The organism is Parazoarcus communis, from assembly GCF_003111645.1.
GTDB lineage: Bacteria > Pseudomonadota > Gammaproteobacteria > Burkholderiales > Rhodocyclaceae > Parazoarcus > Parazoarcus communis_A.
In genome coordinates, this window is the sequence record NZ_CP022187.1 from 3,100,825 (window position 1) to 3,123,978 (window position 23,154).

The 23,154-nt window shown below is 57.1% G+C and carries 10 protein-coding genes and 2 pseudogenes; 4 read left to right on the forward strand and 8 right to left on the reverse strand.

Features of this window, described 5'->3' with window-relative positions:
* Position 1 precedes the first annotated feature (1 nt).
* From drmA to CEW83_RS14150, 8 genes and pseudogenes are all read right to left on the reverse strand, one after another.
* Entirely contained in the window at positions 2-3,991 is a 3,990-nt protein-coding gene (drmA, locus tag CEW83_RS14110; RefSeq protein WP_108949910.1) for a DISARM system helicase DrmA, read from the reverse strand.
* Positions 3,984-5,771 (reverse strand): hypothetical protein, encoded by a 1,788-nt coding sequence (locus tag CEW83_RS14115; RefSeq protein ID WP_108949911.1) that lies wholly within the window; start codon positions 5,769-5,771, stop codon positions 3,984-3,986. The genes drmA and CEW83_RS14115 overlap by 8 nt, the downstream gene beginning before the upstream one ends.
* Positions 5,768-10,066 carry an Eco57I restriction-modification methylase domain-containing protein gene (locus CEW83_RS14120; RefSeq protein ID WP_108949912.1) on the reverse strand — a complete coding sequence of 1,433 codons (4,299 nt, stop codon included), beginning with the start codon at positions 10,064-10,066 and terminating at the stop codon, positions 5,768-5,770. The genes CEW83_RS14115 and CEW83_RS14120 overlap by 4 nt, the downstream gene beginning before the upstream one ends.
* Positions 10,063-13,203 carry a DISARM system SNF2-like helicase DrmD gene (gene drmD, locus CEW83_RS14125; RefSeq protein ID WP_108951424.1) on the reverse strand — a complete coding sequence of 1,047 codons (3,141 nt, stop codon included), beginning with the start codon at positions 13,201-13,203 and terminating at the stop codon, positions 10,063-10,065. Before drmD ends, CEW83_RS14120 begins: the two co-directional genes overlap by 4 nt.
* 265 nt (positions 13,204-13,468) lie before the next feature.
* The gene (locus tag CEW83_RS14135) at positions 13,469-14,515 is read right to left on the reverse strand and encodes a DNA cytosine methyltransferase (RefSeq protein ID WP_108949913.1); all 1,047 of its coding nucleotides are present in this window, start codon (positions 14,513-14,515) and stop codon (positions 13,469-13,471) included.
* 498 nt (positions 14,516-15,013) lie between these two features.
* Positions 15,014-15,631 (reverse strand): annotated as a pseudogene (locus CEW83_RS14140) (SOS response-associated peptidase).
* 25 nt (positions 15,632-15,656) lie between these two features.
* Positions 15,657-16,064 (reverse strand): DUF4113 domain-containing protein, encoded by a 408-nt coding sequence (locus CEW83_RS14145; protein ID WP_234418832.1) that lies wholly within the window; start codon positions 16,062-16,064, stop codon positions 15,657-15,659.
* Between the two features lie 173 nt (positions 16,065-16,237).
* Positions 16,238-16,969, reverse strand: a pseudogene (locus CEW83_RS14150) (transposase); the annotation flags it as partial.
* Positions 16,970-17,547: 578 nt separating this feature from the next.
* On the opposite strand from CEW83_RS14150, the gene CEW83_RS21070 reads away from it, so the two are divergent.
* The 4 genes from CEW83_RS21070 to CEW83_RS14170 are packed head-to-tail and all read left to right on the forward strand — an operon-like array spanning position 17,548 to position 23,142.
* On the forward strand, positions 17,548-18,321 hold the full coding sequence (locus tag CEW83_RS21070; protein ID WP_159099459.1) for a hypothetical protein: 774 nt from the start codon (positions 17,548-17,550) through the stop codon (positions 18,319-18,321).
* A complete protein-coding gene (locus tag CEW83_RS14160; RefSeq protein WP_108949916.1) occupies positions 18,318-20,318 on the forward strand; it encodes a Mu transposase C-terminal domain-containing protein in 2,001 nt (666 codons plus the stop codon). The genes CEW83_RS21070 and CEW83_RS14160 overlap by 4 nt, the downstream gene beginning before the upstream one ends.
* A complete protein-coding gene (locus CEW83_RS14165) occupies positions 20,315-21,328 on the forward strand; it encodes a TniB family NTP-binding protein (RefSeq protein ID WP_108949917.1) in 1,014 nt (337 codons plus the stop codon). Before CEW83_RS14160 ends, CEW83_RS14165 begins: the two co-directional genes overlap by 4 nt.
* Positions 21,325-23,142, forward strand: a complete 1,818-nt coding sequence (locus CEW83_RS14170) for a TniQ family protein (protein ID WP_108949918.1) — start codon at positions 21,325-21,327, stop codon at positions 23,140-23,142. Before CEW83_RS14165 ends, CEW83_RS14170 begins: the two co-directional genes overlap by 4 nt.
* The last annotated feature ends 12 nt before the right edge of the window (positions 23,143-23,154 follow it).

The window sequence follows — 23,154 nt, forward strand, 5'->3', positions numbered from 1 at the left end:
TTCAATCGTCATCCTTCGTTGCGGGACGAGGCTTCCAATCGTGATCGTCCGTGATATGGCTCGTGTTCATGATCAGACGCACGCCGGGCTCGACCTCTCGCATCGACATCGGTACGGTCCAGTTGTCCCAGGCCTGAAGGCCGGGCGACTTGATCAATGCAACGGTCTTGTCTTTTTCGGGGCCGCGCTTCTCATAGGCCAAGATGCGCCCTCCCTTGCTGACTTCTTTCGCCCATTCGTCTGCACGTTCTTTCAGCTCAGTCTCAGCCAACTGCTTGCGCGAGTTGTCTTCAGCGACATTGCCTGCGCGAGTAGCCAAAATCTTGATGGCATCCGTCATCTCGGCCTGGTTGGACATGCTCAGTTGGCCCGCGCCTTCGTTCGGGCTGAACACATCGTTCTCAAGGCGCATCAAACTCAGCATCGCGCCAGTCAAACCACGGTCCATCGCGCGCGGCGAGAACGGCGTTACCGATTGCGCCTCGACATGCTTGTAGAACGTGGCGTGGTAGTGCTCGAAGGTTTCGTAGTGCGACAGATCGCGCGGTCTAGCCCACGTCAGCACCGTACAGACCAAGCCTGGGAAGGAACGCCCGACACGACTGGTGGCCTGAATGTATTCAGCTGTTCCTTTAGGTTGCCCGTTAACCGCCATCAGCCCGAGCCGGTTCACGTCAACACCCACGGACAGCATGTTGGTCGCCAGCACCACATCGATGGCGCGCGTGTCGCCCTCCTGCCAGCGGGTCACGTACTTGCCGGTTGCAGTGTCAAACTCGGATTTGAACTTGACCTCCAGGTTGTCGAGGTACTTGGGGATGTCCTGACTTGATACCCGAGATGTCAGCTCGCGAATGTTGCTGATGCTCCGTTGTGCCAATGCGGGTCGCTCCACCATGCTCATCTGCACCCGGTAGGAACGCGTTTGCACGTCGTCCTCGGCCAAGCGCTTCATGCCGCCCAACTCGCGCAGGGAATTGAAGTACCCGACCATGGTCATGTACGGGTCGGCGGGTTCGCCAAAGTGATCGAACAGTTCCTGTGCTGCCGTCAAGAACGCGGTGTAGACGCGGATCAACATCGCGGGGCGCGAACTGCCGGGCGAGCACACCCCGAGGTAACGCCGTCCCGGCTTTTCCTCAATCGGTCGATGGACTGAGAAGAAGTTGTCTTCCACGTCCAGTCCATGCGGTGGGAACACCGAAACACGGCGCATGAAGACGTTATTCACCTGCTCTCTGGCTTTGCGTACCGTCGCCGTGGAGGCGATGATTTTCGGCTTGACCGTTTTGTCGCCAAGTGTCCAGCCGCACAGCTCATCGACGGCAGTCTCGTACAAGCCCACCATGGTGCCCAATGGCCCACTGATAAGGTGGAATTCGTCCTGAATGATCAGGTCTGGCGGGCGAATGGGGCTGATGGTCTTCGCCTTCGTCGAAGGGAGTCTTTTGCCCGCCTGGTGATTGCCATTGCAGTCGGCACCTTGCCACAGCAGGCCATGGCGTTCGCATTCTTGGCCCACGCGACCAAATAGCGTGCGCACCTGACCACGCCACGCCATCATGGCGAACTTGTCCACGGTGGCAATCATCATCGCCGGCGGGCGATGGTAGATCTCTTCATCTACCACCAGTACCGGAATCCCCGGATGTGGCTGTTTGCTAGATTTCCCCTTTGAAAAGTCGCAGCGGCCCTTTTTATCGCCACAGTAAACAAAGGTGCGACCGCCCGAAGTATCCTTCTGAACTTCAACATCTTGGCCTGGAACGATTTCAGTTCCGCACCAGGGGCAACTGGTGAGTTGCGCGGGAGACGCCGCGCCAGCGTTGTATTTGCCGGGGTTACGGACATCCTCAATGGCGCGATGGCTGTCTTCCGTCGTGCCAGGCGTCACCTTGTTGCCAACCCAGAGTCCGATGGTGAAAGGTTCGATACCAAGGGATTTGTCACCCTTATCCAGCGCCTCGCGGCGCAATACTTCCATGGCGCAAATCAACGCTGTGGCACGCTGGAACTGCTGGAGCGTCAGCAAGCGCAGCGTGTAACGCATGATCACGGCCAAGCCGCGTGAGCTGTCGTAGCCGCCGAGATTGCCCTGCATGCGCCGGATGGCCATGGTGAAGGCGGCCACGCCCAAATAGGCTTCGGTCTTACCGCCACCGGTGGGGAACCACAGCAGATCGGCGTAAGCCTCGACGGGTTCAACGCGATCCGGGTGGCTCGGGTCTGCCAGTGACGGAATGGAGAGCAGCAGAAACGCCAACTGGAACGGACGCCAGCTGCGGTTCTTCAGCACATCGAACTTGTCGATGGTGACATCCTCGCCCCGGCGCATGGCCAGCGCGTATTGGCTGCGCACGCGTTGCGTGGCCATCGCCCGGTTGGCAAACCGGAACGCGGCCAGCGCCTTCTCATTGCCTTTCAGCGTGTCGATACCCTGCTGCAGGCGCGTATAGATCTCTTGGCATCGGTCCATCGCCTGTTGCGACTGAGTGTCGTAGCCGGTCACTTCTGCCCCGACGCGAGCGCGCTGCTCATCGATCCACGCGGCATAGTCCTTGGTCAGCATGCCCAAGGCATCGACCAGCGGGTCGATGTCCAAGGTCGCCAGTCGCTGCATATCCAGCAGTCCGCTGCTGACCATTTGGCGCATCGCCGGGCGATCGGATGGATCGAGGCCGGGCGTCTCCGTCACCTGCACCTCGTACTGCGGCATCACCGTGGTGCGCACCTCGGTGGCCAGCGTCACGTCGTCTGCGGTTTCGGCATGGACGGCAACGCCATGGCCCACGGCGAATTCGACGCGGTTGCGGTAGATCATCTCCAGAGCTTCACGCTCCGGGTCCATACCGTCTGCGTCCAGCACCGGCCTGCGCCGGAAGATGGCGCGTTTGGCGGCATCGTTCTCCGAACGAACGATCAGCTCGGGCTGGAACACCCACGCCGTGTCGCGGTTGGTGTCCGGTTCCTCCTGTGCATTCACCAGAAACAAGGTGACCAGCCGATCGCCATTGGCATTCTTGGCCCGGATTGAGCCCTGCACGCGCACTTCGGGAAACTCGCTGTCGGGTGCCTGATGTGGAATCACGCCTTCGGTAAGCGGCAGCACGATCTTCCCGCCACAAGGAATGCGCTGCCACACCTTGGCCTTCTGCCCGTTGGACTTGAGCAGTTCATGCTCATCATTCGGTACACGCTCGTACCGGCCCCAGCGCGCTTCGATCTCTATCCGGTCGGCATCACCATCGACGCAGAAGGTCATGCCGAGGCTGCTGGGCACCAGCGACTGGTTGCTGGCGGCGTCGATCTCGTCAGCCGAATCCGATTCCGGCTCTACACGCCCGGTGGCCGTTCCAAACTCCGCCCCCGGTTCGTGACGTCCGGGAGCCTTGGCCTCCGTAGGCGCCTCAAAGTCGTCATTGGCCAGTGGCCCGTCCAGCCCCTCAATGCCGCCCTGTGCGGCCTCACGCGGGGCCAGTTTGCCAACCAAGTAGCGATCCCGCACACCCATGTCGACGATGCGTTCGCGGGGGCCGCCAGCGGGGCCCAGCAGGTCGTCCATCACGGCCAGCTGCAGCAGTTCGCGGATATAGGCCTGATCCTCAATGATCGGCACTTCGGCAATCGTCTTGTGCAATGCCTTCGGAAGCGACTCAAGGAAGTCCGTCCATTGAATGCGGCCAACGCTGCCGGACGAAGGCGGGGTGAGCGAAGTAAGACCAATCGAAATCGCCGGATCGACCAACAGCATGCGGTCGAAGTAGATCGTGGTGGTCTCCAGATCGGAGCGAACCCGCAGCAGCCGCCCGACCCGCGTGATGTGACAAGCGGTGTTCAGAATCAACACCCAATCGTCATCGGCGATGGCTTGATACAGTGAACGCTCGCCTTTCAGCCGCAATGTGTAGGGTGCCAGCGTGAGATCGCCGGAAAGACCATGATCAATGGCGATCCAGGCGTTCGGTGATTTCTGTTGGTTGCCTTCAGCCATTCTTATCCCCTTTATCGTTTTCGCTCTTGGTCAGGCGTTCGAGCAACGTAGCAATCGCCATCGCAGCACTTGCACAGTTCGCAATCAGCGTTTGTCCCTGATGTAGTGGAGAGCTTGAGCCGTCAATGCCAGCCAGCTTCATCGCTTCCGCCAACTCGCTCCCCGGCAAATGTGCGTCGGCAAGGCGAAGCTGGTATGTCCCTACCAGTGGCGTAAGCGCATGGCGTGCTTCCTCTGGTGCGCACACCGTCGCCAGAACCTTCTCAAGCGATTTGAGTGAGCCCCACTTCTCACCCTTTGGCGGTGCAGCGATCTCTTGCAGCACGGCAATGTCAATGCTGTCAGCCGTCAGCCGTGCTATGTCCTTCGCTAACGCGAATAGCCCCTTTTCGTTGGTCGACCGAAAGCGATGGATGCGACTCAGCACTTCATTGCGGTATGGGTGCTCACGAAACAGTGATTTGCCTCGTATTGCCAAAAAGACCTCATCCATACGAGCCAGAGCTTGAACAAGAGCAGTTTCTGGCGAAGTGGTATCTGCTGGTTTTGCCCGCATCTGTGAAGCAAGCAGTTCCTCTGAAACGCCGCCCTCTGGCGTGACGTTGAAGCCCGCCCACACTCTCTGCTGCCAATCCCGCAAGAGGCCGATGTCCTTGGCGTACACATTGACGAGGCCAATCGAGTTGACGCCAAAGTGCACGCCGTAGTCGGGTGAGCAGGTGACTGATCCCGTGTCCCGGGTGTACCACCCCAAGTGCCCGCCCCGATGCTCAAGTAGCGCGTTTATTACTTCGGGCCGGAACCACAGCCAACGGCTTTCTTTCGTGAGGGTATCCTTCGACTCGCGAGTGCCAGCCGCATCAGTAATGAAAAACACCGAGCCTGGAACATCATCTCCACGAATTCGGGCGCTGTACTTGCCTGGACTGATCCACTCATCTCGCCAATATTCGCCTTCCACGACGAACAGCTTTCGTTCTTTACGCTTGAACGCCCAGGACCGTCCTTCGGTTACATCGTCAGTAGGGAAACCGAACACAGGCACATCTTCGCTGGGATCAACGTCGGTTCGAGACATGTGAAACACCGCTGTTTCCGCCCCAAATGGCATGCCGCCTTCGTGGATCTCATAGGTTCGCCCCTCCCAGCGCGCACCCTCAGTACCTTCATGCTTCGGGTTCTCTACCCAAGCGATATGAGCGATGTCTTCGACAATTTCCTCGCGGTTCCAGTAGGCAGTCACGAGTAATCCCATGCCTCGCGCACAAAGGTAGTCGAGTAGGAATTCCGCCTTTGCCTCCATCAGGAATGGTCGACCGTCTGGGTGCCGATGGAGGCGGGCCACTTCCGTGTATCCCTCATTCGGGCATATCCAACGATCACCATCTCTCATGAGTTCGAGGGCAATCACGAAGTCCTGATGCAGGTGCCAAACGTTTTGCTCAGCACCGTTCAAGCGTTGTTCAAGCACCAGTGAAAAGCCAATCTGCTCGCCTTGGCTGTACTCATATATTTCGGCTGGTATGTAGCGCCCATCGTCGACACAGGCCCGGTGTTCGTGACTGATGCCAACATCCGACCAACCAAGCTTGGTTGCCTTGTCTTTGAGCGCAACTGGAACGGCAAGTGAGCCAGCGCCAAAGAATTCCTCCTTGAACCCAAGATGGCCACGATTTCCCTGTTCGCAGATTGGCTGAACCGCTCTCAGCGGTATCCAAGCTGATGAAGTAAACTTTCGACGGCGGATTTCAGCCATCTCAAACCAGGCCTGGGGCATCATTGCGCAGTCCCCCCGGCATCTGTCGCTCGATACCGTGCCCCGCGCCTCTCGCCTTGGCGTTCAACTTTGCCGCCTGCGATCAGCTCAGCGATCGCGGTGTTCCACTGGCCATCCGTGATACCGGTGGCGGCGAGGACCTCTGTCTTGGCGTGCCAGCCGTCATTCGCATTTAGGAAGCCAAGGATTGCCGTGGCGGGCGTCACACCGGTGACGGGCGTTGCGGTCCCGTTCTCGAAGTCGAGCGAGGGTTGGATCCTCGCGGAGGAAGCAGTGCGGCCGGCTCGCGTGGCACGGGTCGAGGCGCGTGGCGTAGCGTTGCCATGAAGCCCTTGAGCGACCTCTTCCTCATAACGCTGGCGGTTCAGATCCGACAGTCGCCGAAGCACTTCAAGGCGCGCACGACCGCTGATGGTGAAACGGACGCGATCGTTCTCTGGGAGGTACGGCACTTCGTGGTATCCGTGCTCCAAGTCAATATCGTCCCACCCGTAGACGCGAGCGACCGCGAGATCTATTTCACGATGCAGGCCGCGCATCAGCTCGACTTGGGAATTGTCGTCCGACTGATCATGGAATCGGTTGTAAAACTTGGTGAGGCCGATCGATTTATCTGCCAACAACGACTCTCGATACGAGTGATAACGCTCGCCGAGTTCGTCGAGTTCGGCGTTGCCATTGAGCACTGGCATCGGCCAGGTCTCCAAAGCTGATGACGTTGAGTATCGAAGCGTCGATGCCCCTAGAGTTCCGCAAGCCCAAAAAGCCCATTCCTGATGAATACTGGACTGCAATACTGAAAAATCTGACCATTGATAAAGGAAGTAGACCTTGCTTGCATGGTTATAAACGTATCGTGACGGGACCCTCCTGAAGGTCACATATTTGGTAACGATAGGAGAAACCAAGAAGGAATCGTGAGTTGCAGCCTCACGAAGGAGGCTCGGCCTCAAGTCCCAGAACTTCCAGAAGCAATCCTGATGTATCTGTCCAGTCAAGGAATTGCGATAAGGCTTGACCAACTCCTCAACACGTCGAAAAGCTGGGCCGAATTTTTTCGCCCGCTCTTCTGGCCAGTCGCGAAAGTAGATCACCCAGCGATAAGCATTCAACGCGGGCATCGTGTTGATGTCCTGTGCGTTAAAGATAGGAAATATCACCTCAGAACAATTAGGATCCTCTTCAAGTATTGCTGCACGCTCTTCTTCAGTAAGCTCAAAGCCGCGACCAAGAACATCCTGACCTTGAGAAAATGTACCTTTTAACGCCTTGAGTTTCAGTGGTCGTTTGATTTGGACATCTTCTTCCAGAGCACCATTGATGGCTTGCACCGTGCGATCATCCAGGATTTTCGGACCCTGCCAATCATCGCGGGAAACCCAAGCGATTGAAACGACCACGGCTGCATTGCCCGGCCAAACCATGCGCGAGCATCCCCGGTAGGCGACTCCACCCATTCCGATGATCTGATCCAAGCAGACCACACGAGAGCCAGTTTCTGTGATTGACTTGGTTGCCAACAGGCCAAAGCAGCCGTTCGATCCGAGCAAGGCAAAGGCTCGCAAATAGAAATATACGCAGAGGTCGGGTGAGCCCACGACACCATTGCGTATTAGCTTCAAATACTCTTGGTATGTCAGGCCAAAACGACGCCCGATCCAACGTCCTCCACTGAACGGGGGATTTCCAACGATGCCATCGAACCCCCTAGGGTCGCGTGCGAAAACTTCTGGAAATTCGAGGGGCCAATGGAATGGCCGACGAGGTGGCTTGCTCTCGGGCAGATCAGTTGAAAGCGCTGCGACGGCTTGTCGACGCATTGCAGCCGCAGTATCTTGGTCGCCGTCAATGGCTCGTCCGGCTTGGATGGAGAGCGAGGCAAGTGCGTTCTCTAACGCCACGCCAGTGCCCCTCGTAACGAACACCTCTCCGACGAACGCATCGGCGATGAGCTCCGGCACTTCGAGTTTCTGGCGTGCATTGGCATCCAGTCGCGCCATGGCCTCTATGTCATGGATGTCGCGGATCGGCATCTGGCGCAGCCGCTGCCGCAACTCAATTGCCTCGTGAACCGCTCGCTTGATGTTCTGCCCAAACAGGCGTTGCTGACCTTTACCAGTCGGCGTCATGGAAAGTTCAGTGAGCTGATCCAGTCGATGGATGCCGAGCAGGCTGTCGCCGCAACGCAGGTTGTGGTCGAGAAAGCCAAACGGTCGCCCCTTGGCCAGTGTCACCAGCCAGATCGAAAGCTTGGCAAGTTCGACTGCCAGAGGATTCAAATCGACGCCGTACAGGCAACGCTCGGCGATGAGACGGCGTGCGATCACCGTGCGAGCTTCGCTGTCGCGGGGTAGAGGTTCCTTGGTAGTTCCCGCTTCCAGAACCTCACCATCCACACTCACAGTTTTGCCCGTTGCCTCGGCCTGTGACCACGCCCCGACGAGGCGATCGGACAACCAGCGGCAGGCTTGCACCAGGAAGGCCCCCGAGCCCATGGCGGGGTCGCAGATCTTGAGGTCGAGCAGTTCAGCGGGGGATTTCAGTGTCCATCGATCGCGCGGCGTGCCTTCGGCAGGGCCGACATAGGCCACCGGCGTAAGGGTTTGGGCGACGATGGCCTCTGTCAACGATTTCGGGGTGTAGTGGGTGCCGGTTTCGCGCCGGTCGGAGCCGGTGGTGACGATGAAAGCACCAGCGGGATAGACCAGTGGATAGCCCCATGGGTCGGTGCGCAGCAGATGGGCATAGGGTTTGACGCGATCGCGGAGCTTGGTGTCGCCTTGGCAAGCGGTCAGCAGGCGGTCGGCCAGGATGTCATCGACGGCTTTAGCCAGATCATTGCGCACCCGGCTGGCGGAACTGCCGGAGCGCTCTTGCAGCAATTCGGCCAATCGCGCGGTTCCATCCAAGCGTGCCGAATCCAGCTCGGCCAGCTTGACCCATGGGGTTTTGGCGCTCTTGGTGGCATCCAGTTCCAGCGTGACTTCATCGGTGCGTTTGACGGTGCGCTCAAGCAGACCCTCGTACACGTAGCCGACCTGTTCAACGTCCAATGCGCGGTAAGACAGTGTGCGGCCCTGGAATTGCTGGATGGCTTCCAGCAACAGCAGGACGGTGCGGTTATCGATGGGCAGGGGCTTGGCTACATCGCTGCGCCAGTTCGAGCCTTTGGCCCGACCTTCGAGGAAGGGGAAGCGGTCCGGATCAAACAGCGAGCCGCCCAAGGCTGGCAGGCGCAGGTTTTCGTGTTCAATGCCGCCGAACACCGCCCGGAAAATCGCCAGCAGGCGCGACCAAGCGTCCCAGCGGCGCTCGAGGATTTCCTCGGACTCTTTGCGCAACTGCATGCGCAAGGTGGAGAGCGCGTAGTTGGCTTCGTATCGCTCGTCGCCCATCAGGAGCAGGCCACGCTCCTCGGCCGAGAGCAGGAACACTAAGCGCATCATCACCGTCAGCGCGGCCTCATACAGCTCGGGGTCTTTGACGTCGTGCAGGAGCTCTCGATTGCGGTCCTGGTCGGCTTTGTCGAGGGTCTGAATTAACACCTCGACGGCGCGGCGTACTTGCTCGCCAAGGGCGTCGGTGACTTCGTCCTGGAACTTCAGGGAGCGATCGAACAGCGCGGGCAGTTGTTCGGTTTCGTCGACAAAAAAACGACGAATACCGAGCAGGTGCACGAAAGCCTGCAAGGTGATGGGCTCCTGGCTCCAGATGCGGGCATACCAACTGGCAAAGGTGGTAACGGCACCCACCGGGGCATCCACCAGCATCCAGCGCTCGCCGTTGGTCACCAGCCCGAGTCGACAACCCAGAAAGCGGCACAAAGCAACCATGCGATCGGCGGGTGTGGCAGCCCAACCGTCTTGCTTCAGGGTTGCATTGAGATCGACATCCTGCGAATAGGTCTGGATCAGCAGCAGTGGCTTGTTGGCGCGTTGCTCGTCGATTACCGCGAGATCAGGCGAAAGCGTCATGCCATGTTCGGGCAAGGTGGCTTGGAGGTTGGCTGCACACCAGTCGGCGCGCTTGAGGACGTCGCCTTTACCGTCTTCGTCGAGCTCGAGGCCACGCGACAGTACCTCGTCGATCCACGCCACGTGTAACTCAGCGAATTGCGCGTCTTCCAGTTCCAGCGCTTCGCGCCATTCCTCGTAGGCTTGGCGCAGACGTTTGCGCTTGGTGGCATCCAGTTCTTCCAGCCCTTGTGGAAAGGCTTCTTTCAGAACGGGAACGGCAAGGAAAGGGCCGGAGATCTCGATCAGTGACAGCCAATCATCATTCACGCTGGGAGCACTCATGCGGCACCTCCCTGAACGGCAGATGCAGGGACCAGAAAGATGACGGCGACCGGGAAGGTGCGGTCGTTGAGTTTGGCGTAGCGGGTTTCGATGGCTTCAGCCTCCTGCTGGCGCTCGGCCGGAATGCGGGCAAGACGCGCTTCCAGTGCGGCGGTGTCGCGCCCGAGCTGTGTTCGTTCGTCTTCGGTGAACAGGGAAAGCTGCGCCGGTTGCTGGTCTTTTTTCAGCTCAAGCTGGATGGCTTTTTCAAGCTCATCAAGCACGGAGCCAATGTCAGCCACTTCTTGCTGCTTGCGGGATTGCAGGGTGTTGGTCAGGAACTTGAGCCGGTCTTTTGAACGGGCGTCGACCGCCTGCAGGATAGAGCTTTGCGCACGGTCGAAGCGCACGCGGATGGCATCGAACAGAGAGTCTGCGGCGGTCAGTGGCTTGGCCTGATCCAGCCATTGCTGGACTTTGGTGACGCCTTCCTCACGACGGAATGATTTATCGCCCAGATAGCCCCCGGCGACCGTCAGCTCTTCGTGGAGGCGATGATGGCTGCCACCCGTGACGACCAGTCGCGAGATGACGACCACGGCAGGCCCGTCGATCAGGGAGTCTGGCACCGAACGCACGGTGACACGATGCAGCTTCTTCACATCGTCTTGGGCCCAGACCTCGGCACGCAGCAAGCGCAGGCACATCTGTACCAGCCGGTGGTTCAGGTGAACCAGAACCACGTCGTCACGCCCTTTAGCGACGGCGTGATCGAAGGTGATGGGCCGAATTTGCAGTGTGTGGGGGTGACGCAGCCCCTCAAGGCAGCGCGCCCACGAGCCCGACAGCGCGGGCATCTTGAATACGGTTCCTGTCGGGGCATCAGCCAAGGCAAAGGGCTCAAGCGGCGGACGGCCTGCCATCACAAGACCCGTCTTGACCGCCATCAGGATGTGCTCCGGCGTGAGGTGGAAATCCTGCTGCGTCGTCAGGAGCCGTTCGTGCAGCTTGGAAACGCGGTCTTTCAGTTCGCGCTCGGCGCGCACGAAGCGTCTGGCTTTCGCGATTTTGGCTTCAGCGAGACGGGTGTCGAGGTCTTTGAGCGAGCCTTCGATCAGCCCCGACATCTGCGGCGCGATGACCGGGTTGACGCTGCCCATGTCCGCCCGCATGGATTCGAGTTTGCGCAGTGCCCGGATGATGTCTTCGCCGTGACCGCCAATGGTTGCCTTGCCTTGTTCACCGCCATCGACGGGGTGCCAGATCAAGACCTCTTTCTGGCGCTGACCGTGCCGGTCGATACGGCCGTTGCGCTGCTCCATCACGTTGGGGTTGTAGGGGATTTCCAGATGGATGAGGCAGTTACAGTGATTCTGCAAGTCGATACCTTCGGACGCGGCATCGGTGGCCAGCAGGATGCGCACCGCTGAATCCTTGGGCGAAGTTTGGAACGCCGCTTTGACCTTTTCGCGTTCATCCTGCGGCATTCCGCCATGGAGGATGGCCAGTCGATCACCACCGAAACCGTGGCTGGCGAGAATCTCGTGCATCCACTGATGGGTGGTGCGGTACTCGGTGAACAAGATGACCCGACGATCATTCCACTGGCCGTCGGTCTTGAGATTGGTGGCGAGCCAGTCGAGGATTGCTTTGGCTTTGGCATCGACCTGGTTCTTGGCGGTCTGTGCCCATGACCGCAGTTCGTTCAGCATTTGTTGCTGGTCTGTCGTCAGCGGTTGCGCGCGACGTGAGGCCTCTTCGACGGCCTCGGACTGGGCGTTTTCGACCTCTTGGTCGTTGGCGTAGTCTTCATCGACCCGCAGGATGGCCTTGCGCAAGATGCGGTCGGCCATCGCATCCTTTTCCTTGCGTTGGCCGCCATTGGCCAGACTGGCAATGTGCTTCTCGAGCGTGGATGCGAACGCGGCGGGAGAGGAGAAGAGCCGCTTCTTGAGCAATTGGTTGACGAATGACGTGCCGAAGGCATTACCGACCTTTTCGGCGTCCTGCTCGCGACTCGCGCAGTAGTCGTTCAGCTTCTGGTGAATGGCGCGCTCTAGCGTGGAGTACGAGGCCAGCAGCGCTTGCAGCTTGCGCTGCGCATAGAGTGGCTTGCCTTCCGCATCGACTAGATCGCTCTTTAGGCGACGAATCATCACCTGACTCAGCTGCTTTTCATCTGGCAGGATGTTTCGAGCAAAACGCTGGTCGTCCAGCAACTCCAGCAGCGAGGTGAAGGACTCGGTGTAGCCATTGTGCGGAGTGGCTGTCAGAAACAGACGATGCTGGAAGTGTGGACTGATGGAGCGGATGAAGCGTGTGCGCTGGCTCTCCAGCGCGTAGTTAGTGCCTGCGGCAGGCGCGATGTTGTGTGCTTCGTCGACGACGAGCATGTCGAATTTGCGTGGAAAGCTGGCGTGCACGGGCAGGACGTCGCGCATGGCGCGCAGTCCTTCGCCGCTCTTGACCCAGTCCATGGACGCGATCAGGCGTGGGTGGGAAGTCCAGGGGTTGGCATGGATGCCGCGATCTCGGCGCAACTGCTTGATGTAGGCCGTGTCGACAATCCGAAAATCAAGGCCAAACTTTTCCAGCATCTCCACGCGCCACTTCTCTTGCAGCGATGCGGGGCAGATGATCAGAACAGTGCGGGCACGGTGCCGCAGCAACATCTCCTGGATGACGAGACCGGCTTCAATGGTCTTGCCCAAGCCGACGTCGTCGGCGATGAGCAGATTGACGCGGGCCATGTCGATGGCACGCACCAGTGGGTCGAGCTGGAAGTCCTCAATGCTGACGCCACTGCGGAAAGGAGCCTGCAGAAAACCTCGGTCGGCATTGGTGGCAGCACCCCAGCGAACCGCATCAAGAAAAGCGTCGAGGGTGTTGGAGTCATCCTGGCCAGTAATTGACGGCAGACCTGCACGCTCAATAATTTGCGCGCCGGGCTCGATCTCCCAGATGACCTCAAGCTCCTCACCTAGACCATCCTCGTCGATGGATGAGAGGGTCACGGCATTCTGTTGCGCAGAGGCTGATGTCAGCTTGGAAGAGATGACTTCTGCAACGACCCACTGACGTCGCCTGACTTCTACCAGTTGGCCGGGTTCAGGGCGGGCACGGTAGGCCTGGCTAATCTGTGCGTTCGAAATTTCCATGCGGTCTTCCACCTATCCAGTTGAACTGTTCGTACGCGCACAAACAGAAAGTGAGCAGCGAAGCGTTCGGCCTGCGGTCACCGTCAGTGCGATGACTTCCGCTGCAGCAATTGGTAGCCAGTGTTACCAGAATCGCAGAATCATCCAATTGACATCAAGCAGTCTCGAATTGGTGTCTGCGTACCGGATCGACTCGCCTTGCTCAAACTGTGCCAGAAGGCGGCATTCGGGTTCGATCAAGTAACGTAAGGAAACGCTCTTCACTTCACCGTAGCGCGGGTCCCGATGCGAGATGGGTCTTGATGCTTCGTGCGATAGCACGACCCAGATCGACAGGAACCGCGTTGCCGATAAGCCGACCTAGAATCGTAAAACTTACCTCTCCGTCATGAGGAACGAAAGTATAGCCTCGTGGGAAGCTCTGTATGAGCGCGGCCTCTCTCAGCGAGATCGCTCGATCCTGCTCAGGGTGCCCGAAACGACCATTACCGAAGCCGTAGCATTGTGTAGTCATAGTGGGGGCAGGTTTGTCCCACTCCATACGACCATAAACACCTGGGTATGTACGTCCGCTTTCGGCTCGATGACAGTCGGCGACCAGATCATCCGGCCAGTCACGCCATGTGCCGCCAGGCTTCGATGCCTTAATTCGTTTGAGATTCTTTTCAGACAACGCCGAGGTGACGTGCAGCCTATCCCTTGGAGCGGCTTCACCCGCACTCAGAGGGCGCAAACGACCAATCGCCTGGCGCACCGTCTTCGGTTTCTCGTGAGTTGGTTCGATCATCTTGATGTCACCACGTCTTGATGCAAGCAGCACCATACGTCGTCGCATCTGCGGTACACCGTAGCGAGAACTGTCAACGACATCGAACCAGACGCTGTAGCCAATGCGTTTTAGCGTTTCGACAAAGTCACGAAACACCTCGTGCTTAGCAACGGTGGGTACGTTCTCCATGGTAATGACATCAGGCTTTGCTCCTTCCGCTAGACGCGCGAACTCATACAACAGGCCCCACTTACCGTCCTTGCCATCTAACTCATATCGTTGCGCGTAGGTTGAGAAGGGTTGGCACGGGGCACAGCCCGCAAGTACCGTAAGGTCGACATCGCCAAACAGCCCTTTCAGCTCTTCTATGGAGACCTTACTAACGTCACGCTCAACGAATCTGGCCTTGTTGTTGGCTTCATAGGGAAAACGGCATGCAGGGTCCAGATCGATCCCAGCGGCCACCGGCACCCCTTCGAGGACGAAACCGTGCGTCAGTCCTCCCGCACCACAGAAAAGGTCTACGCAAGAAATCGTTTTCACTTCAAAGCTCCAAATTGCGTCTCGACCGGCAGATAAAGCGGTCAAAACTAGTCGTAGGCAAGACGTCAATGTTCTGCCTCGACCCTCATACTCTGCGGCCCACCAACGCGACAGCTCAAATTCGTCAACCTACACCTACACTGACAGCGTAATCGAGGGACGCGAAGAGTCCCTGTTCCGATCTGCGAACAAGGCAGGACCTCACTCACACCAAGCAACTCCGCGATGTACGTGCCCAAGGAAAACCAATCCGATTGAGCGTTGACTTCCGTTGAGACGCCGTGAGAAAACAAAGGGGCGAATCATCGCACGTATCCGGCTATCGATGAATCCTGCCCTTGTGCTTTGTACCCGTTTGGCATTATCAATGGAAGCGCGATGCAATTAGTTCTCCCCTTCCAACCGCACCCCAGAATTCTCGCATCAGATGTTTGGTTCTCGGCAGGCCTAATCTGCCCGCCACAAGCAAGCAGTTAGCTCGAATACTGACGCGTACCTCTATCTCGTAGCCTCCGCCACACTCAACCCGTCCGCCGGATAGCGCTGCAGCAACTTGCGCGCCTCCTGCTCTGATTTTGCCCCCAACCAGTTCCTCCACGAGTCTTCCGGCAGAATCACCACCGAGCGCATCTCATCCTCTGTTTTGTGAAACCGCTGCATTACCGGGTCTCCATCGGCATTGATCGTTAGCATCGACATCGACCGCTCAGATAGCTCTCCTGCCTCCTCGCGACGAGTCCAGATGCCTGCAACACCCATGGGCCTGCCATCCCTTCTGGCGATGCGCCACCGAACAGCTTTGCCTGACTCGTAGCACGGCTCGTAGATCTCCTTCGCCGGGATGATGCAGAGTTGTCCACGTCGCTAGGCATCCCTGAACGAAGGTTTCTCGCCAACCGTTTCGGCGCGGGCATTGTAAGTGGACCTGGCGATCTTCGCGTCCTTCGCCCACTTGGGCACCACGCCAAAGCAGGCCGCTACCCACATTCGCGGTGCGAAGTTGCTGACAATGGGAACGATGGAGCCGGGGTCGGCCTCGCCATACTCAAAATCTGGCGGTTGCAGTAGAAAACAGTTCAGTTCTTCGTTGCTGGAGGGTCGGTAGTTCGCGCACATGGGGTGAGGTTACGCTTACCGCCCTTTATCGGGCCAGCGCCACAGGAAGTTCGTTCCAGTTGGTTGTCCACGCGGGTGAAAATTGATCCCGCCGCATTCGCCATGCGGGGTCCAATCCTGTCACCAGAGGCTTCAAGGTGCCCTGCCCCGACCGACTGTTGATCTGATCCATCACACGCCTGAGTGACTCCGAGCGTTCATCTGCACCTGACGCAGCAAAGAGCCTTCTCTGAATGCTGTTCCTGCGTCGCAGTTCCGACAGCATCACCCCTGCCTTCTGATAGGCGAAGCCCGACTTGTAGATAATTTCAAGAATCACAGTCGCCCAACGGGTGAGCACGCGCGTGTCTGCGCTCGGCTCGGGCAGCGGGATGGTGACCGTACGCTGGTATTGAGGCGCGTTCTGTTTGAACGTATTTGTGCGGATAAACACCTGTATCGCCCCCGCCATCGAATGCTGGGCCGGCAGTCTTGCCAGTGTAGCTCGCCACCGCTTCTCTCAGCTCGGACAGTTCATAGATGTACTGACCGAAAGACCGACTGCTAATGATCTGATGTTTCGCGGGCGCCATCTTCTAGAGTTCAATGCCCGGAACTCCTTCAGGTATAGCCCTTGTCGGCACTCAGCATCTCGGGATGAATGTGCCGTCGGCGTGCACGAGTGAGCAGCTGCCGCGCAGCACTGCGCACGGCATGAGTCGAATCAGTGATGAGGATATCGACGCACAGGCCGTTGCGGATCTCCACTATCACATGCTCGCCGTAGATGAGCTTGGCCAGCTGGCCGTTGCCCTATCGCATGTGCCGGGACTCGGGATCTGTCGTGCTTTGATGCGTAGAGTTCGAGCGCTTCTCGCCTTTGAAGTCGACCATCCAAGTGCCGTCATCGCCGTCCTTGTGCGGGGTGCCGTCTTTGGGTTTGACGCACTCGACCGAGGCCCAGGCATTGATCAGCGTGCCGTCCACAGCGAAGTGGTCGGAAGGCAGCAAGTTCTGGTTGCGGGCCAGATTGACCATTTCATCAAAGAAGCGCCGGGCCACGTCGGTTACCACCAAGCTCTCGCGCAGCCGACTCAAATTCGACTGGTCCAGCATCGCACTCTCAGGATCCATATCGAACAACCAGCGGAACAGGATGTTGTAATCGAGCTACCTGCAGAACTACCTGTCGGAGCGAACCGAATACAGCGCGATCAGCAATTGCGCATTGAGGAGACGCTCCGGCGGAATCGATGGCCGACCGACCGACGAGTAAAGCGCATCCAACTCCGCACAAATTACGCCAAAAGCGCGGTCTGCCAAACGCTGCACCCGTCGCAGCGGATGATCGGCCGGCACACTCGATTACGGCGTGAAAAAGTGAAACATAGAGGATTGGGGATTGAGTTGGCCGCGCGTCGTTGCCATAAGAGGGATGTGGAGACGCTTCTATGCCAAAGCCATTTCCGATCGTTCACGGACTTTTGCATCACCCTACTAATGGGGCCAAAGCCGTGCCCTGCGCGAAATGAGCGTTACGCAATTCCCGAGCGTCCAGCGCCCCGCGCGCCGAACGAGATCACGAGCTTTCGAGAACGCCTCCCAATAATTTTACGAGTTTTTCGCCTGGAAAACGCAGTGCTATCCGAATTATTCTTCGCCCATCTTTGCGCCCAACACAATTCCTTCTAGGAATTTCTGACGCAACTATAAATGCGACACAAAAACCTTCTCAAGCCATTGTTTTAATGAGTGTTTAATAAATTTTTCGTACCGCAACATCATTTCGGGAAGATCAATTTTTATCCTTAGAAGTGACACATCTACGAGACAATTTCGATCTAAGAAGGCACGCAATTCCGATCTATCGCTCATTTCACGTCTTGCAATTCCTTTTCTCTTGAATTAGATTGCGATCTCAATTAGAGAACAGGACCATGCCAAACCAAAAAAGGAAATCATCTGCACCACGTAATGTCATTCAAGGAAATCGGACGCTCGGGCGAATCGGTGGTCGCCAGGCTGTTTTCTATAATTGCAGGAAAGCCGGCGGAATTATTGCTGCAGAGTCTCCGAACGAAAGAACGGTTGCGCAACTCGCAGACCTCGATCCAAGGGTCGTAGCACTTCAACCACAACCCTTCACGGTTGATGTGCATAGCGGCGCGCTTTATACCTCCCGCGAAGAGCTCGAAATCGCTCGATGCACGCGAGTACGCGTCGACGCCACACAGCGTGATTACACACCAGATTTTTTGCTGCAACTGGCCGATGGCCAACGCATCGTCGTTGAGGTAAAGGATGTGCGATATCCGGGCGACGTGTGTTACATCAGCAAAGTCGAGAAAGCGAAAGCAATCCTGAAAAGGCGTGGGCACGGATTTCTGACTATTGCATTTCGCTACGAGCAAACCTCACCACTTGTGTTTAACGCTTCAGTTCTATCTTCCGAGAAAAACCGCGATCCACAAACGCTGACTCCAGAAGATCTATCGGGGCAGCTCGACACCCTGCTTTGTGACACCTCCGCACCGCTGGGACACACAATGAAAGCGCTCGGTCTCAACATGCGCACCGCAGCGTACTTCGTTCTGAATGGTCTTTTGAGCGCCAACTTGCACGAAGAGTGTCTCAACGTCCATACCTTGGTCACGGTCGCCGGGGGAAGCCTCACTCACCTTGAACTGCTCCCCCTGGAGTTCAAATCATGAGTAGCTATCTTCGACGAGATGAGAAGCTGCTGACCCCCGACGGGATCTATTCAGTGTGTTCGATTCAGAGCGATTCTGAACGTGTAGAGCTTATGAACCAGAGCACCGGTGGTCGTCATTACGCGACCATCGCAGCGCTACGATGCGAGTTGTCGAACGGAAACTGGAAACGAATTTCAGTGAATCCGATTACCGGCGAAACGGTTGATCTTACAAACAATCCGAAGGCGCGTCGTCGGCAGCAATTCAATATAGCCGTTCTAGATCGCCTGAAAGCCTTGATGCGAAACGGGTCGAGTGCAGCCGAAGCAATCCGTGCACTGCAAGGAACCACCATCGAAACGGGGGACGGATCGACAAAGATGATGTGCTCTGAGCGCACGGCATACCGGATCCTGCGAGATGGTGCAGAGAATCCGCTCAAACTAATCCCAGCGTATGCAGCGCGGGGTAATCATGTGCCTCGCTACAGCGAGAGCGTAAAAGAGCTGATCCTCAGCGCTACAGAAGCGGTATATGCGGTTAAGAAATCGAAAATCCAGATCAATGGGCTCGCAAAGCACTTGACGTCAGTTGCCATTCAGCGGGGACTTATTCCGCAAGACAAGACTCTGAGCCGCGAACTCATAAAGAATGTTGTTGTTGCGCACTGGAACCCCGATCTTGACTACAAGCGACTCGATCCACGTATCGCTCGTTCAGCGAAAGCCGTTGCTAAGAATCGGATAGTTCCGGGTGCGCCAATGCACCGCGTCGAACAAGATACGGTTCATCTTCCTGTGCTTGTTAAAACGGCCGAAGGCATTCTGCAAAATCCATATCTCATGGTCTCTGTCGACTGCTACTCCTCCGTGCCGCTGGGTTGGCGCTTGGTGCCAACTCCGGTCACTGCGGAGGATACCCTTGAGTGCATCGAAGTAGGACTGTTCTCGAAGAAGAAGCGCTTCGATCAACTCGGCATTAACTGCGAACTCGACCCGTGCGGACAGTTTCTTGATCTTCACCTTGATAATGGCTCCGAAAACCGCACTGAACGAATCAACGAACTCAATACCCTTGGAATCAACATCACGCGCGCGCCCGCTCATTCCGGCCACATGAAGCCATTCGTTGAACGACTTCATAAAAGTCTAAAGATTGCGCTAGAAGGCCTTCCTGGCTTTACTCGATTTGAGGGCGAGGACGGAGCACGTACGGAGGAAGCGAAGAAAGACGAGTTAATGACGCTAGAGCAACTGGAGCGCTGGATCGTCCGCTTCTTCTTTGAGCGCTGGATTCATCAGAGCATCGAACGATTCATCACTGCTGACTATTTACTTGATCAAAATATGGGGGTCACGCCGGCCCAACGCTGGAAAATGGCCGAAGAACACTTTCCAACGCCACTCCCGCCGAACCGCGAATCGTGGGTGCAGATCCGCTTTCTGACGCGCACCGCGTCGCTGAGTAACAAGACGGGCGTATCGATCGATGGATTTCGTTTCCGGGGCGATAACCTCGCAATCCTGATCGGGCAATACGGTCCAAACGCGGACGTCACTGTGCGGTACAACCCTTCAGACTACCGATTTGTGTACGTACCGGACAAGAATACGGCAGAGCTAATAATGCTCGTCAATGCAGAAGTGACGGAACAGACGCCTGCATTTTCGTTCTCTGAAGCGAAAGCGCGGCGAAACCATGTTCGTGCGCTCGCAGGCCCACTACCTGCAGTTGCCAAGCAGTTTGAACTCGATCTCGCTCAAGCGAGCCTTGCCGCACCTGTACGACATTCCGGTGGGAGAAAGAAAGGACATCGCGAAGAGCAGAAAGCTATCCGGGACACACTAAAACTTGCGGCCGCAGTTGATCGTGCACACACCACACCCATCCCGAGAGCCGCTCGCGAATCGGGTGCTCAAACGGACTCGAACGACTCGTTCATTACGGATGACTCAATTCCGACTTTCTCAGTTGAAAAACGTCCTACGCAAAAAAGCGGGGGGACGAGTACGTGAACTTTCAGAACACACTTCGGGCAGCAGTCGAGAAAACGGTAATCCATCATCCGAGGTTTCAAGACGCGTACGAGCGGATCGGCGATCTGTTGCGCAGCCGCAAAGACGGACTTGACCCGCAAATCGACTTCATTGTCGGCCCCTCGCGCTGCGGAAAAACAGAAGTTCTTCGCGAGTTCGCGCGCGAGCGCGACTACTGCGCACGCCGTGAAGCAGGGCGTTTAATTGTACCTGTGCTCTATGTACCGATTCCGACAGGTATCGCCCCGAAGGATTTACCGCTAAGTGTCATGCAAGCATTGAACGTACCGCTCCCGACCGGGCGAACGCGTGCCACCGAACTCGTCAAAATGATGAATGTTCAGCTCAAACTTGTCGGTACGCACACCATCTTATTTGATGAAGCGTCGCACTTAGTCGACGTTGGGAGCAAGATCCCTCCACGGCAAGCTTCCGATTGGATCAAAGATATTAGTCAGCAAACTAACGTGTCGATCCTGCTGTCCGGGCTATACAGACTCATTAAGCTATTAGAAACGAATGAACAGTTGCGCAATCGCACGCCTGCGCCCTTCGATTTCTCGCCGTACCGGTGGGACATCCCAAGTGATCGCAAGAACTTCGCCGGATGCGTCCGCGCTTTTCTCTCCGTTTTTTCGGACCACCAGTGCACACTCGATGTGAAACTAACAACGGATTCGCTCGTGCGGCACCTCTACGCTGCCAGCGCCGGGCATGTGGGTCTGCTGGCGAACTTCTTTAAAGCGCTTACTCGCCAGCTTGATGAACATGGGAAAATCACGATTGATGCGCTGAAAGCAACAACAAACCGGCTTCACCTCCCGGGAAACGGATCGATAAAGCCGTTCCAGCAAGACGTTCTCTACGACGAACACTTGTTACAAGTATTGTGTGCCGAACTCAATCGATATGATTTTTGTCTCCCGTCATACAGCCCGGAGGTTCAACTCGCGCAGATTCGACATCACGCTGGGGCGGTTCATCGATGACCGCTTTGCTTGATCTCTTTACCCATGAACACGACGAAAGCGCGATCGGGTACATGCGTCGGCTCGCGCTCAAGAACGGCTACTCAAGTTGGAAAGCTTTGCTGCGAGCGTGCGGTGTAAAACCGTCCGTGCGCGCTGTGCTGGCCGAGCGAGAAATCCTGGCAACCGCGCTCGGACTAGACCCTGCCTGGTTAGAGGCGTTTGTCCCAGCCGACGATAAACCGGTTTGCGTCTCAGACCCGCAGTTCGCACGCACGACAAGCGATCCGGTTTGCCCCTCGTGCCTTCAGTCCGGAGCATATGTTCGCCGCGTGTGGGGACATGCACTCATCACAGCTTGTCCGGAACATGGGACAACGCTGTTAGATCACTGCCCAAATTGCGGCGTTGAGCTGCAACAATCGCGACACGATATCGCTTTTTGCGGATGCGGTTTCGATCTGCGAGAGGCCCACACTCAGCCAGCCTCTCTTGGGCATCTGTGGATCAGTGCGCGGTTGGCTGGCGACATGCGCGACATTATCGGTACCACCGAGCTGGGATCCGAGGCCGACTATCTACGCCTTGCAGATTTGCTCTACATGCTCGCAGTGCGTTTCGACTCGGCACAACAAACCCGACGCGGCAAAGTTGCGGTTCCGAAAACCATCAATGAGGCCATTGCGCTACTCACACCGGTCGCGACAATGCTTGAGAGCTGGCCGGGCAGGTTCGAACAACATGTGCGTGACCGACTTCAGGCAGGGAATCCAAACGTATTCAATTTGACTGGAAGACTTGGCGCTTGGTACATCAATCTGTCCCGTCAATGTCTTAATCCGAGCGCATTCGCACCCGTCTGGCAGGCTTTCTCAAACGCAGTGATTGATCAATTCGAGGGTAACCTACGCGGAAAGAACGGACTCACACCTTCGCTTGACCGCAAACAGCGCTACTTCGCACTGACAGAGGCCGCAAGGCTGATCGGCACAACACGCGAACACCTTCGAGTCGCGATTCAGCGAGGTAACGTTTCATCACACACAACACGTAAGGGCCCTTCATACACACTCGCGCTCATCGAACGCGCTGAAGTTGAACGCATCGTCCGTGAGCGTGCGGAATGGACGTCCGTCTCAGAAGCAGCGGAAACGTTCGCGGTTCCGCCCGCGACCATCAACTATCTCGTAAAAGCCAAGCTCGTTGAAGCAGACCAAGACTGGAAAGGCTGCTATCTAAAAGGGGGCCCCATTCGTACTCAAAGCATCGTTGAGTTCGCAGCACAGCTCAACACGCGCGTCCGGCCGAGCAACGACGACTCGGTACTGACGCTATCGCAGCTAAATGGACGGCGCACAACAGATGCGGGTGCAATTTTGCGGCTCTACCAGGCCATCGGTGACGGAACATTGTGCCCTGTCCGAGAAGACACTACCGGCCAACTCTCCGGTTTCGGATTCTCCGAGTCGGAGGTTATGCCAATTCTCGGTTCGGTCGCGCTATCCGATGGACTTACGCTCACGAAACTGGAAAGTATCACCGGCTGGAAGTATGAAGCCCTGTCTTTTTGGACAAATAACGGATACCTGAGCGCAACTGAGACGCTGATACACGGCCGAGCCACACGTGTAGTGTCGAACGCGGCACTAGCGGATTTTCGGCGGACGTGGATCCCGATCTCCGATCTAGCGCGATCGCTCGGAACGAAGGCCTCAGCAATGTCACAGAAAGCTGTTTCGATGGGCATCACGATTCACGGACAGTGTCTCTTGGCGTCAGGAACAAAACGGGGCGGCTTGATTGCGATGGCTGATCTCGCACGGCTAATCAGCTGAGAGGTCGCACAA

Bases quoted from the DNA above. Each gene is read 5' to 3' on its own strand.
- drmA (WP_108949910.1), bottom strand. From the start codon at position 3,991: ATGGCTGAAGGCAACCAACAGAAATCACCGAACGCCTGGATCGCCATT.
- CEW83_RS14115 (WP_108949911.1), bottom strand. From the start codon at position 5,771: ATGATGCCCCAGGCCTGGTTTGAGATGGCTGAAATCCGCCGTCGAAAG.
- CEW83_RS14120 (WP_108949912.1), bottom strand. From the start codon at position 10,066: ATGAGTGCTCCCAGCGTGAATGATGATTGGCTGTCACTGATCGAGATC.
- drmD (WP_108951424.1), bottom strand. From the start codon at position 13,203: ATGGAAATTTCGAACGCACAGATTAGCCAGGCCTACCGTGCCCGCCCT.
- CEW83_RS21070 (WP_159099459.1), top strand. From the start codon at position 17,548: ATGCCAAACCAAAAAAGGAAATCATCTGCACCACGTAATGTCATTCAA.
- CEW83_RS14160 (WP_108949916.1), top strand. From the start codon at position 18,318: ATGAGTAGCTATCTTCGACGAGATGAGAAGCTGCTGACCCCCGACGGG.
- CEW83_RS14170 (WP_108949918.1), top strand. From the start codon at position 21,325: ATGACCGCTTTGCTTGATCTCTTTACCCATGAACACGACGAAAGCGCG.